General features: G+C 30.7%; 20 protein-coding genes. 12 read left to right on the forward strand and 8 right to left on the reverse strand.

The window, feature by feature from the left end:
- Positions 1 to 35: 35 nt before the first annotated feature.
- The 5 genes from ACW9W3_RS08250 to ACW9W3_RS08270 are packed head-to-tail and all read right to left on the reverse strand — an operon-like array spanning position 36 to position 3,748.
- Positions 36 to 440: a hypothetical protein gene (locus tag ACW9W3_RS08250; RefSeq protein ID WP_457765671.1), complete on the reverse strand. Its 405-nt coding sequence runs from the start codon at positions 438 to 440 to the stop codon at positions 36 to 38.
- A 45-nt stretch (positions 441 to 485) separates the two neighbouring features.
- Entirely contained in the window at positions 486 to 1,001 is a 516-nt protein-coding gene (locus ACW9W3_RS08255; RefSeq protein WP_048114906.1) for a transcription factor, read from the reverse strand.
- A gap of 26 nt (positions 1,002 to 1,027) precedes the next feature.
- Positions 1,028 to 1,561 carry a tRNA (cytidine(56)-2'-O)-methyltransferase gene (locus ACW9W3_RS08260; RefSeq protein ID WP_457765672.1) on the reverse strand — a complete coding sequence of 178 codons (534 nt, stop codon included), beginning with the start codon at positions 1,559 to 1,561 and terminating at the stop codon, positions 1,028 to 1,030.
- Positions 1,551 to 2,672, reverse strand: coding sequence for a GTPase HflX (gene hflX, locus ACW9W3_RS08265; RefSeq protein WP_457765673.1), 1,122 nt, complete (start codon positions 2,670 to 2,672; stop codon positions 1,551 to 1,553). The genes ACW9W3_RS08260 and hflX overlap by 11 nt, the downstream gene beginning before the upstream one ends.
- A gap of 29 nt (positions 2,673 to 2,701) precedes the next feature.
- Entirely contained in the window at positions 2,702 to 3,748 is a 1,047-nt protein-coding gene (locus ACW9W3_RS08270) for a PhoU domain-containing protein (RefSeq protein WP_457765674.1), read from the reverse strand.
- Between the two features lie 91 nt (positions 3,749 to 3,839).
- Here ACW9W3_RS08270 and ACW9W3_RS08275 point away from each other — a divergent pair, with 91 nt between their 5' ends.
- The 10 genes from ACW9W3_RS08275 to ACW9W3_RS08320 all read left to right on the forward strand — a co-directional run bounded on the left by ACW9W3_RS08275 (position 3,840) and on the right by ACW9W3_RS08320 (position 9,485).
- On the forward strand, positions 3,840 to 4,313 hold the full coding sequence (locus ACW9W3_RS08275; RefSeq protein ID WP_457765675.1) for a PUA domain-containing protein: 474 nt from the start codon (positions 3,840 to 3,842) through the stop codon (positions 4,311 to 4,313).
- The gene (locus ACW9W3_RS08280; protein ID WP_371505107.1) at positions 4,313 to 4,654 is read left to right on the forward strand and encodes a nascent polypeptide-associated complex protein; all 342 of its coding nucleotides are present in this window, start codon (positions 4,313 to 4,315) and stop codon (positions 4,652 to 4,654) included. The genes ACW9W3_RS08275 and ACW9W3_RS08280 overlap by 1 nt, the downstream gene beginning before the upstream one ends.
- Positions 4,655 to 4,746: 92 nt before the next feature.
- Entirely contained in the window at positions 4,747 to 5,073 is a 327-nt protein-coding gene (locus ACW9W3_RS08285) for a hypothetical protein (RefSeq protein ID WP_457765676.1), read from the forward strand.
- A gap of 120 nt (positions 5,074 to 5,193) precedes the next feature.
- Positions 5,194 to 5,757: a hypothetical protein gene (locus ACW9W3_RS08290; RefSeq protein WP_457765677.1), complete on the forward strand. Its 564-nt coding sequence runs from the start codon at positions 5,194 to 5,196 to the stop codon at positions 5,755 to 5,757.
- 347 nt (positions 5,758 to 6,104) lie between these two features.
- Positions 6,105 to 6,575, forward strand: a complete 471-nt coding sequence (locus ACW9W3_RS08295; protein WP_457765678.1) for a hypothetical protein — start codon at positions 6,105 to 6,107, stop codon at positions 6,573 to 6,575.
- 17 nt (positions 6,576 to 6,592) lie between these two features.
- The gene (locus ACW9W3_RS08300; RefSeq protein ID WP_457765679.1) at positions 6,593 to 6,934 is read left to right on the forward strand and encodes a hypothetical protein; all 342 of its coding nucleotides are present in this window, start codon (positions 6,593 to 6,595) and stop codon (positions 6,932 to 6,934) included.
- Positions 6,927 to 8,258: a UbiD family decarboxylase gene (locus ACW9W3_RS08305; RefSeq protein WP_457765680.1), complete on the forward strand. Its 1,332-nt coding sequence runs from the start codon at positions 6,927 to 6,929 to the stop codon at positions 8,256 to 8,258. Before ACW9W3_RS08300 ends, ACW9W3_RS08305 begins: the two co-directional genes overlap by 8 nt.
- Before the next feature lie 56 nt (positions 8,259 to 8,314).
- Positions 8,315 to 8,803 (forward strand): acyl-CoA thioesterase, encoded by a 489-nt coding sequence (locus ACW9W3_RS08310; protein WP_457765681.1) that lies wholly within the window; start codon positions 8,315 to 8,317, stop codon positions 8,801 to 8,803.
- Between the two features lie 52 nt (positions 8,804 to 8,855).
- Entirely contained in the window at positions 8,856 to 9,266 is a 411-nt protein-coding gene (locus ACW9W3_RS08315; protein WP_457765682.1) for a hypothetical protein, read from the forward strand.
- Positions 9,267 to 9,323: 57 nt separating this feature from the next.
- Positions 9,324 to 9,485 (forward strand): hypothetical protein, encoded by a 162-nt coding sequence (locus tag ACW9W3_RS08320; RefSeq protein WP_457765683.1) that lies wholly within the window; start codon positions 9,324 to 9,326, stop codon positions 9,483 to 9,485.
- A 116-nt stretch (positions 9,486 to 9,601) separates the two neighbouring features.
- Here the strand turns inward: ACW9W3_RS08320 and ACW9W3_RS08325 are convergent, their stop codons facing one another.
- Entirely contained in the window at positions 9,602 to 10,015 is a 414-nt protein-coding gene (locus tag ACW9W3_RS08325; protein ID WP_457765684.1) for a hypothetical protein, read from the reverse strand.
- Between the two features lie 146 nt (positions 10,016 to 10,161).
- Between ACW9W3_RS08325 and ACW9W3_RS08330 the strand changes: the two genes are divergently transcribed.
- Positions 10,162 to 10,821 carry a hypothetical protein gene (locus ACW9W3_RS08330; RefSeq protein WP_457765685.1) on the forward strand — a complete coding sequence of 220 codons (660 nt, stop codon included), beginning with the start codon at positions 10,162 to 10,164 and terminating at the stop codon, positions 10,819 to 10,821.
- An 11-nt stretch (positions 10,822 to 10,832) separates the two neighbouring features.
- Here ACW9W3_RS08330 and ACW9W3_RS08335 read toward each other — a convergent pair whose 3' ends face one another.
- A complete protein-coding gene (locus tag ACW9W3_RS08335) occupies positions 10,833 to 11,516 on the reverse strand; it encodes a hypothetical protein (protein WP_457765686.1) in 684 nt (227 codons plus the stop codon).
- Entirely contained in the window at positions 11,513 to 11,896 is a 384-nt protein-coding gene (locus ACW9W3_RS08340) for a hypothetical protein (protein ID WP_457765687.1), read from the reverse strand. The genes ACW9W3_RS08335 and ACW9W3_RS08340 overlap by 4 nt, the downstream gene beginning before the upstream one ends.
- Positions 11,897 to 12,036: 140 nt before the next feature.
- Between ACW9W3_RS08340 and ACW9W3_RS08345 the strand changes: the two genes are divergently transcribed.
- On the forward strand, positions 12,037 to 12,693 hold a 657-nt coding region (locus tag ACW9W3_RS08345; RefSeq protein ID WP_457765688.1), incomplete at its 3' end, for a hypothetical protein.

Below are 12,693 nucleotides of genomic sequence, written 5' to 3' on the forward strand. Positions count from 1 at the left end.
ATTTTTCAAAGAATTTCTCCTATTTAATCTCTAACTTATTTTTTAATATCCTTTGATAAATTAGAAAGTGTTTTTGAATAGGAATCCATCATTGTATGAGTGAATTCTTCATATGATTTCATGCCTGAATTCCTCATTTGCGAATACCATTTCAGAAAATTATCATAGTTTTCAATTTGATTTATGCAAATACTACTAAGAAAATTTGAATACTTTCCAAGACTTTTCAAAAAATTGGGATCAATATTTAATTTATCAAAAAATTCTTTTTCTGATAAAACACATGTGCCAAAAACATCGTCTATAGCATGAAGATACTCTTTGTACATATCTGAATATATTTGAAAATGTGATGGAATTTGAGATTCTAATTCATTGATAATTTTTGATGTGTTTCCTTTCCAAACATTACAAATAGATAATGAATCATCTTCGGACATATTCATAATACTCTGATTTTGTATTTATCCTTATATCACAACAAATCAAAATGTCTGCTGCATATCTTTTTTTATCTCGTCAATTTTCTTTGAATATGCTTTTTTAGATTTATCATTTTTCTTTAGGTTTAAAACATTGCCACAAGAAGGACATTTGAACATACCATCAAGTGCACTCTCAAATGTTACTCTTGGACAGTCTTCATTACCACAATGATAAAAATCAGAAGCATTTTCATAATCTAATCTTTGTTGTAATCTTTCTTCAATTTTCTTTTTTTGGTTTTCGATGAAATGTTCAACTTCTTCTCTTCTCGTTCTCCATCTGTAGACAAACCAACCTTTTCTCTCATCTTTAACTCTGATTCCAGTAATTAGCGATTTTCCAAACAAATCATACAATACTTTTCTCACCATGTTAATTCTAAGACCTGTAGAGCTTGCAATCTCTTCGTCAGTAGCATCTTCGGCTTTAAGCAATGATCTTGCAACTTTGAGATATTCATCTCCTCCAATCATGGAGGCGATTCTAACAAAAGGATCTTCGTATTTGTCTACCAACTCTAATGACTCCTGATTTTCTACTATTAATCCCTTGTTTCCTTTACTTGTACATTTTTACCATTTTTTGTGGGTATGATCTTTCTTTTTGCATCTGGAAAGTCTTTCTCAAATTGTTTACCATTTTGAATACGATCTAAGAGAATTGCCAGAGCACTAATTTCTGAATGAGGCTGACTTCCAACTCCCACATTATAGTCTGCTAATTCATAAATTTCTCTAGGAACTTTTTCTGCTCCCACAACAATTAACAAATTTTCTTCTTTTCGGAGTTCTTCTTGAGCATTGTTGATATTTTGACCATACATTGAAAGGTGAACAATTTTGAAGTTTTCCTCCTTTTTCTTTTTAACAACTGATTTCCATTTATCAATAAACTCTACCTCAAATTTTCCTCCCCAAGTTTTATTTATTTTTTCTATGGTATCCTTGATCTCTGGATTTATTTCACTCATGAAAATTTTTTCAGCACCAAATGCTCTTGAAACGAGTGCTACGTGAGTTGTTACTCTGTCATCTCTAACTAGTCTTTGTCCAATTCTTACTACTTCAATTACCAAATGCCTCTTTAACTCCTTTAGATGAATTTTTATTAAATTTGTATGAATCATGACTTTCTGAAATATTTTTTATTAGTTTTTTTAATTCCTTTAGGTTTTTTCCTGTTTTTGCAGAAACTGAAATTAGTTTTTTATTTTCAGATAAATTTAGTATGTCGATTTTTCGACTTACTTCATCTTGTTTTAGCAAATCATCTTTATTTAACACATAAACTATCTTATCTTTTTGAACTCCTAATTCACTCAAAGTTCTCATACAACTAGAAAATTTCTTTTTTAATTCAAATACAGAATCACTAATGTCAATTACTAAAATAATGATATCTGTGTATGTTAGTTCTTCTAAAGTTGATTTGAATGCATCAATCATATATGCAGGTAGTTTACTGATGAATCCAACTGTATCTGCAATTAAGAATGGCTCTTGTTCAATTGTTACCCTTCGTGTTGTTGTTGTAAGTGTTGTAAACAGCTCTTTACTTTGAGCTCTTGATTCACCTGTTACTTTGTTAAATAATGTAGTTTTTCCTGCAGATGTGTATCCTGCTAGAGAAATTGTTTTGAAACCCATTCTCTTTCGGCCTTGTCTATGAAGTTCTCGTTGTTTTCCTGCTTTTTCAAGTTTAGATCTAATTGTTTGCATTCTATGTTTGATATCATTGTAGTACACATCTACCTCAAACTTTCCAATTCCCATAAAACCTGGTTGCTCTCCCATATTTGCAAGACGAACTTTTTCTTTTGCTCGAGCCATCTCATATCGTAATTGGGCTAATTTCACTTGCAACTTTGATTCAGCACTGGATGCTCTACTTTCAAAAATCTCAAGAATTAATCCTTCTCTATCTAAAACCTCTCTATGCAGGACCGAAGCTAGATTATAATTTTGACTTGGTTTTAAAATTTCATCAAATATTATTACATCAGGTCTAAGCTTCTCTGATATTTCTTCTAGCCTTTCTAAAACTCCGCCACTAATACCATACTTTGGTTTTTGTAGGAAATCTTGTTGGATTATGTGTACTATTTCATATCCTGCAGCATCACATAGTCCTTTAGCCTCGTTTATCGAATCTTCCTGATCATATGTGATTAAAATTGCTGATTTCATTTCTTTTCAATCTTAACCTTTTTTGATAATTATTCCGTTTTTTTCAATACTTTTTCAATATTCATATTCAATACAATTTCTGCTATGTCACTGGCATATTCTGAAACCCTTCTAATATTCTCAGACATTCTTCTAATTCTATAAATTTCCTCATCATCTTTTAATGATTTTGAGGCATCTCGTACTTTTTTCTCATATTTGGCAATTTCAGCTGTTTTCTCAATAGTTTTTTCTGCTTGTACATAATCTTCTTTGAATAAAGCCAAACAAGAATCATCCAAAACTGATAAACAAAATTCATTCATATCCTGAAGTTTCTCTAAAATCTCTTTTTTAACTGGTTTTTTAAATTCTAAAAGATCTTTTGCGATAAATGATGCATGATCTCCTGCCCTTTCTATATTTTTTACAACTAGTCTGTATCCAAGACAATTTCTGGCGTTTCTAAAACCCATCTCTTTTAGCATATGTTCATTTTGTATTGCTATCTTTAATTGACGAATAATGTAAAAGCCAAATCTATCTACTTCATCATCTGTATTGATTACTTCTTGTGCCAATTCTAGATTGTTTTCTTTAACAGCTAAAATTGCATCACTAGACATTGATTTTGCTAAATGTATCATTCGCTTAAAGGCACCATCCACTGATAATTCTAATAGGTTTACAAGAACTTGAACTGTTATTCCTGCACTAGAGTCAGAAATTATTTCTGAACCCATTAACATTCTCTTTACAGCTTCTTTTACCGTATTCCTTTGGTTGGGGCTTAATCTACCATTTTTTGGTTTAACATTAATTGTCTTAAATCCTAGAAAATACAACGAAATTAATTTTCTAATTATGGATGATGCTTTTTCTTCACCATCTATTTCAATTACTGCATCTTCTTTCTTTTGAATTCTAGATTCAAATTTTGGAGGATATAGTTCTAAAGTTGATGAACCTTTTCTCACCATTCTAATTTGATCTCCTTGTTTTAGCCCTAACTCCATAATCCATTGTTTAGGAAGTGAAACTATGTATGATGATTTTCCAGTAAATTGAATTTTCCTTGTTTCCTCCCTTTCATCCATAATCTAAAGAGATTAAGCCTATCTATATAGTTTCAAAGTTGTAATATGGTTTAACATTGAACTAATATTTAGAATTAAAAATATCGTGGGTATGGAACAAATTCTCAAACTCCAGTATTCGCTTGATGCATTATTTGGTAATGGCGTTTCAAAACATCTCCCAAAAAATATTGAAATGACTTTTTCACGAAAGACTGGAAGAATACGTACTGTTTCACATGATGGAAAATTATTGTGCACTTTGAGAATAGATGGGGGTTTAGCAATTAGTCCTTACTTTGCACAAATTTTACTGAAAAGTAAAACATTCAAAGAAAATTGTATTGAGATAAACCAAGATGCTGCACCTTTTGTTATGGAAGGCAAATCAGTATTTTGTAAACATGTGGTTTGGTGTGGTAATAAAGTGAGAATTTCTGCTGATACGCCAGTATTGTTCAAAGACCGAGTAATTGCAGTTGGCAAGGCTGTCTTATCACATGAGATGATATCTGATTTTAATCGAGGTGTGGCAATAAAAGTCAGAGATAGTTTAAAAAGTCCTAAAGAGGAAATAGAATCATGATGCGAGGAGGCGGAAATCGCGAAATGCGAAGGATGATGGATAAGATGGGTCTAGACATGAATGAATTATCAAATGTTCAAGAAGTAATAATTAAGACTGATAAAAAAGAGATTATTATCACCAAACCAGCAGTGACTGAAATGAAAGCAAAGGATAACTCAATTTTTACTGTAACTGCAGATAGTTATGAGGAAAGAGAATTAGAGGTTCCAATTTACTCCGAAGAGGATATTCAACTTGTTAGTCAACAAGCAGGAGTTGATGAAGAAAAGGCTAAAAATGCTTTAGAGGAGGCCAAAGGCGATCTAGCTAGAGCAATCTTACTTTTAACAACTGGATAATTCTAAATATTCTATCATTTTGTGCCTAAAAATCCACCAAAAATGAATGATTTAAGTATTGGATTTATCAAATTTGGAGTATAATGAGTAGTATGGCAGAATCCAAAGTAACTGGAATTATAAAATCTCTGAATGCCTTGGAAGATGATTTAGATTCTATAAACAGCAAAGTTGGCGATATGAAAAAACAATTGAATCTAAAAGCTCAGAATGAAATTGATGCATTGTTAGAAAAGACTAGAGAAATGGCTACAAAAGAAGCTGAAGTAATTATTAATGCATCTAAAGAAAAAGCAACTGCTGAGTCTTCAAGAATTGCAAAAGAAGGAGATACTAAATTATCTGAAATTAAATCAACGATTGATGCCAATTTTGATGAAGCAGTGAAACATGTGGTGTCAACTGTTTTGAAGGCATAAACCTAAATTTCATATTTCATAAAATTATTCATAGATCCCTTACTGAATACTCGTATTGGAATTGCTACTACATATGGAAAGCCTTACTATAGATTTTCAACATATCTCAAGAAACTAGAATTGTCTTTTGATTCTATACTCCCTGAAGATATTTCTAGTTATTCTGGCCATCTAATTTTTACTACTAAAAAAGAATCGCCAAAAAAATGTGAAAAACTCTTACTCCATGAAGATATCTTTGAGCATCATTCAACTGTGATTAGAGGTATAATGATGCAAAAACTAAATCTAGATTTTGAAGAAGAAATTTTAATTTTAGGAATTGATCCTGGTCAACGAATAGGTTTATCAGTTTTTTATTATGGTCAAGAAATTGAGAGCTCTTTTCATTTATTCGTAGAAGACTTTGTTTTTCATATTATTCAAATTTTAGGAGGTCTAAGAGCAAAACGAAAGATTATCAAAATTGGAAATGGAAATATGGTAATTGCGAAAAAAATAGTTTCAATGTTGAATCTAAAATTTTGTTCATCATTTGAATTGGAATTTGTTGATGAAAGTAAAACTAGTATGAAAATTAAAAATTTTAATCAACGTGGAAAACGGGATATGCTTTCAGCAAAATATATCTCTCAACGTGATGGTTTTCGATACTCAGTATTACCTCTGTCCATTACTGGGTAAAAAATCAAAAATAAATTATATTTTTCAAAATTTTTAATTTTTTTAAATAATTTATGAGTACTTAAATTCTTCAATGATGAAAGTATGATGATTTTTTCAATTTTTTTTATTTTTTCTGATATTTTATGAAATTTTTTCTTAAACAACTATATGTATACATATTATTTTTTCAAAATTTATGGTCTTGAAATAAGCTATACATATTTATGGAAGATTTCTTGATTTTTTTTGAAACTAATACCATTGATCGTTTTATAATCTAAAATATTTACAACTTTTTAAAATTATTTTGTAAATTTTATCGATCCATGCTTATATAGTTATGAATTCTATATTAAAATACCAAGATGACTTGTAAAGGAATTTGTGTTAGATATAAGGCTCAAAAGCCTGTTGGAACCGGAAGATATGCTTCTGGACAGCGTCGATGCCAAATTTGTGAAATATTCATCAAATGGGAAGGACTTTGGTGTCCATGTTGTGGATATAGATTAAGAACAAAACCACGTAATCTAAAATACAAAGCAAAATTACGGGCAAGAGTTGAGGCTGATTCTATAGAAGCTAAAGCAGTTGCTGATACCCAACCAGAAGAAATTGAAGTTGAGGTAAAAGCCAAAAGTAAATCAAAAGCAAAAACTGCAAAAACTAAAGCGGCAAAATCCAAAGTTGCAACAAAAACTAAAGAAAAATCTCCATGTAAACACTGTGAAAAACTATTTGTTTATCCAGATAAACATGAAAAGAACTGCAAGAAGAATCCTGAAGTTAAAGTTGCATCTGCTCATGAGAATGAATCAATAGCAATAAAAGCATAAGACTTGTTCATAGCTTATTGAACTCTCCAGATGGATTTTTCCAGAAAACGGTAAATTTGGAGAGCCGTAACTTCTTTTTACAAATACAAAAATTTGAAAATGGGTATTTTATTTCAGTAACTGAAGGTTCTAAGAAAATTGGCTCAATTGTTGCCTCTTTAGCTACAGGACCTACACCTATTACTACTACTGTTATTCCAGCAAGAACTGATTCTCTTTTTTTAAAACTTGTAGCTGAAAGGATAAGTACAAGAATTAGAGGAATTGCTTTAGTTTCAGTATTTATTCAAAAAGAACTAGAAACTGATACTGCAAAAGCCTTAATGTCTGAGATTATGGAAATGATTGAGAATGAGTGATTTAAGAAATTATATTTCTCAAATTAAAAAGATAAACGATCTCAAAATTATAAAAACAAAGGTTTCAACAAAATTTGAGATTGCTGGAATAACTGCTAAAGTTGACGGCTCTTATGCTGTTTTATTTGAAAATATCAAGGAAAGTAATTTTCAATTAGTTTCCAATTTAGTTGGAACTCGGAAAAGATTTGCTTTGGCAGTTGGAGGAACTGAAAATAATATCCATGAAAAAATTATCTCAGCAATAAAAAAAGCTAAAACGCCAAAAATTGCGCCCTCAGGAAAATTCATGGAAAATAAGTCAAAAAATCTACTTTCCATGCCTATTGTAACTCATTTTGAAAAAGAATCTGGTCCTTTTATCACATCATCTGTAGCATATGCCAAAAATCCTGAAACTGGAAAACAAAACTCTTCATTTCATAGACTAATGCCAATTGATAAAACTCATTTTTCTATCCGTATGGTTGAAGGACGTCATCTTCATCGATGTTTTGTTGATGCAAAAGAACATGGAGAAGATCTCAAAATTGCAATTACTGTAGGTGTCCATCCAGCAATTTCTATTGCAGGTGCATATCAAGCTGAATGGGGAAAAGATGAGATTGACATTGCAAATTCACTTTTGGGTGGAAAACTAACTTTAGCAAAACTTCCTTTTTCAGGATTGAATGTGCCATCAGGTTCAGAAATTGTTATGGAAGGGAAAATTCTTCGCGATAAAACTCATCCTGAATGGATGGTTGAAATGCTTCAAACATATGATCATAAAAGATCTCAACCTGTTTTTGAACTTGAAAATCTATTTTATAGAAATAACCCAATTTTCCATGATGTGCTTTCAGGATACTCAGAACATAGATTACTTATGGGAATGCCAATCGAATCTAAATTAAATGGTGAATTGAAAAAAGCATATTCTCAAACACTACAAGTCTCTATGACAAATGGGGGCTGTAATTGGTTACATGCAGTTGTACAAATTAAAAAGAAAAGTGATTCTGATCCTAAAAAAATTATTAAAAAAACATTTGAATCTCATCGTTCATTAAAACAAGTAATTGTAGTCGATGAAGATATTGATCCAAATAATGCAGAATCAGTAGAATATGCCTTGGCTACAAGATTCCAAGCTGACAAAGATCTAGTAATTCTTAAGAACGTTCGTGGTTCAAGTCTTGATCCTTCTAGTGATCAAAAGAAATTACAAACTGCTAAAATGGGAATTGATGCTACACGCTCACTTTCTAAACGTCCAGAAGGTTTTGAATTAGCTAAAATACCAAAAATTGATAAAATTAATCTAAAAAAATATCTCAAATAATCAAATCAACTGATTAAATTAAATTGGATGAATAAATAACCAATTTGAAATAAAATATGTCCTCAGAAAACCCCCAAATACGTGAAAAAAGTCCTTCAGAGTCTCATGCAGAAGTAATTGTTAGGATGTTTCCTTCTGATGCAAATCCTGCAGGAAATGTGTTTGGCGGTGAAATCTTAAAACATATTGATATGGTTGCAGGAATTGTTGCTCAGCGACATTCTCAATCAAATGCAGTTACTGTTTCTATGGATAGTGTTAATTTCTTAAAACCTGTATTTGTTGGAAATGTTCTAACATTAAATGCTAGAATCAATTATGTTCATAACTCTTCAATGGAAATTGAAGTAAAGGCAGAAGCTGAAGATATTGTTACTGGAATTAGAACTATTACTGGAACTGCGTTTGTAACATTTGTGGCCCTTGGTTCAAATGGAAAACCCACACATGCTCCAAAATTAGCCCTTAAAACAGATGAAGACAGAATCAAATTTGAGGAAGGTAAACTTCGAATGGAAAAACGTCTAAGAAATCGTCAAAAATAAACTGCTGATTTCTATAGATCCATTTAAGAATAGCATAAACTAACTATAGTTATTGTCTGAACCGGATAAAAATAATGAATGGGATTCTTTATGGCAAGAATATACAAAATCACTTGACAACTGGAAAACCGTTTATGAACAAATACAAAAAGCAAGTAGTGACATGCAAGAAAAATTCAATCAAGTATGGGATAAAGCAACAGTTGAATCTAGTACTGAAACTATGAAACTATTTACAGAAAATTGGCAAAAATCAATGGCTGATGCTGGAATGAATTCCTTCAAGGAATTTACAGAAAATTGGCAAAAAGCCCTAAGTGATTCAAATGCTTCCACTTTCAAACAATTTAGCGAGAATTGGCAAAAGACACTCAGTTCATCTGGGCTAGAACAAATGAATGCTTATGGTGAAATGATGAAGAAATTTGCTGAAACTTGGAGTACAATGTGGCCAAAATCTTAATTCATTGAATTGAGACAAAAATTACTCTTTTTTTGTAGTTGCACTGCTATAGAAATAATGACTGCAATTGGAGTAACAACATATTTGTTTTATCTTGATGAATCTATCTTGGCATTAATCTCAATGGTTGTTTTTGGTAAACTGATTATTTTTCATTTTATAATGGAATACTTTGATAAACAAAATCTAAAAAAAATTCAAAATATTTCAAAACATTGAATTTTTATTGATTATTAACTTCTACAAATTACTATTATTTACAAATCATATTAACTTCAGGAAGTTTTAAGTCATTGAAAACTATCATTTTTTAGAAAAAAAGAAAAATAATCACACTAGTTTTTTTGTGTGATGGGATTAATCCAGGATTGGATTGTATTTTTATTCAATTCGGCAAATGAGTTTATGTTATCGTTGAATGTTTTGAAATTTTGTACAGTTGCATCAATTGTTGTTTTTACAAATTGATTGTTTGCTGTACTTGCTTGAACAATTTGCTTATTGGTATCAATAATTGCAGTTTTTGCAGCTTCTGGAATCTCGGTTGTGATACCAGCTTTCTTGGCAAATTCTTGCTGAACAGATACAGATGCATTGATTGTTTTTTCACATGTTTTGATACATTCTTCATGCAATTGTGTCATAGCTTGAAAATATTGTGGGGTAATTTTTGAAATATTTTCAAAGTATTTTTGCACATTTTGCTTGTACATTGAATATACGTTGTTTGATTGAGTTTGTGTGCTCATGTTATCTCATATCTGCACTGATATATATAGTATTGGTAATGATTGGTAATGATTGGTAATAGTTGGATAATAGATCAAGTCTCTGGAACTTATCAAATGCTCTGTATTTTCAAAAGAATAAAACACAATTCATTCATAATTTTGTAATGGAAGTTACTCAGAATGAATGCTATATCGAATTATCAAGTTTTGATGATTTAGCAAGATATGCATGCGCATTTAGAGAATATCCTAGAAGAGTATATTTTCAAGATCTAAACGACTTGAGAATCATTTCAAGCAGTTTTGCACTTGCAAATACTTTATTGATTTTTTATGCCCCCATTTCAAAAATTGGTAGATATGTTTCATATCAAGTAAAAGGAGATAAAGAAATTTGTGATATTGTGGAATCAACAAAAAATATTTCTCACTATGCCCCGATTATTCATATGGAATCAGAAATTTCATCACTTCCAGCAAAATCCAAAAAACTCTCAGATCAATTTCATCCAATTCAAGTTAAAGATTTGGGAAGTTTAGCACGATTAACATATGATCCAGAATTTCCAGATGAATCTAATCTTACTCTGTATACACTTCAACAAAAAGAATCTTGGGTAATTGGATACATTACATCATTGCAAATGGATGAAGTATTCTATAATTTCAATTATGTAAAATTAAATTCTGAACCCTCAAAACATTTTCTAAAATATCAAGGAAATACAGGAAAAGATCCAGAATTTTCTAATACCATTGAACATGGGTTTTCATATTTGCCAATAATTAAAATCAAGACCACGCCCTCAATTTTTGGATTTTAAAGTTAGTCTAATTATTTCCATGATGTTAATTCTTTAATTTTTTTCCTTGATTCATCAACTAATCTTTTCAAAACTGGGATGTAAATTTTAGATGTGTATGCAATTTCAATGTCAATATGATCTTCAATATCTAAAAATGTAGATACCCTTATTTGATTTTGACCCACTTTAGGCTCATTTTTTTTATTTCTTTTATGATTAATAATTTCTAAAAATATTGGTAACTGTCTTTTTATCTCAATGTCTAATTCTTCTTTCATTCGTAGTTTTCCATTACTTAGATTAACTATGATTTGTTGATTTATGTCATTTTTGTAACGGTCTGATGCTCTGATCATTATCTTAATTTCAGGAATTTTTTGTGATTTACTCTTTAATTCACATATTTTTTTCATAAAATTTGGATATGTATTTTCGTGCTCTTGATTAAATTTTTGTGAAAACCACTCTGAAAATTTTTTTGCATTTTCATCATTTTTCATTTTTGCATTTTCATCAAATCTTTCTTGTGTAATTTCCCCATCAATAAATAATCCAAAATCCCTGTTAGCTTCTTTGAAAATATCATCATAAGTATTGTTTATTGAATCGATATATTCATTAAAAAAATGATTTACATAAAATGGATCAGGATCATATTTTTTGATCTGTTTTAGATAAATTTCACAATTTTTTATTTTTTCTTCAATATTCATTGAACTTTGCCAGATTCAAGATTTAGATATTTTGATTGAGCTTTCAAACTTGTTGCCAATTCTTTGAAAATCTCATTTACGCTTACATCTACTAAATTTATGGTTGCATTTTCCTTTACAATTTGTTTTTCAAATTTTTCTTTAATTGCAAAAGATACTGATGACCAATGTAAAATCCCTTTCAATTGCTCTTCAGCAGTGACATTTGTAGTGGGAAAATTTGCTGGTGAAAATACAATTCCATTTGTCCATTGCATTGTAGGTATTCCTCCACCTGATGATCTTGTGCTGAATGCAATTTGTTTTACCCAATCGTCAAACTGGTATTCAATTACTTCATGAATTATCAATTTTTTCCAAGGTTCTATTGATATTTCCATTTGATTATGTACGGTGTTTGCCAATTATAATCTTATTTCTATTATTTTCATTTTTTCAAAATCACCTTGGCAAATAATTTGATCAGAATTTCCTTAATTCTAATTGCTTATTTACTAGACATCAATCATTATTTTTTATAATGGATAAATGGGCTGACTATTTAATTTCTGAAGTCAGTTATGACTCCGAGCATTTGATCAATGTTGCACTAAGGCATCAAGAAACAAAACAAGGCATTACTAAAGGAAAGCCCATAGATCGTTTAACAATTGCATCTGATATTAAGAATGGATTAATCTACATTACAATCTATAGTGGAAATAATTCTTGGAAAAAAGGACATAAAATTGAAACATTTTCAATTGATGGCACTCCATATCTCAGAATTGATGGAAATAAAGTGAAGTTAGATTACCTTGGTGATATACAAGAATTCTCAATTCCTAAATCTGAATTAACCGAAAAACTAGAGTCACTACCAGAACCAATCACTGAACCAGAACCACCTTCCAGTCCTAGAGGTTCATTACCAAAAGATTCAGCAGAAGAGCTTCCTCAAGAACTAGATCTTGCACCAGAACCAATCACTGAACCAGAACCACCTTCCAGTCCTAGAGGTTCATTACCAAAAGATTCAGCAGAAGAGCTTCCTCAAGAACTAGATCTTGCACCAGAACCAATCACTGAACCAGAACCACCTTCCAGTCCTAGAGGTTCATTACCAAAAGATTCAGCAGAAGAGCTTCCTCAAGAACTAGATCTTGCACCAGAACCAATCATAGAACCAGAAGAGGAT

This window comes from Candidatus Nitrosopumilus sp. bin_68KS (assembly GCF_054095825.1).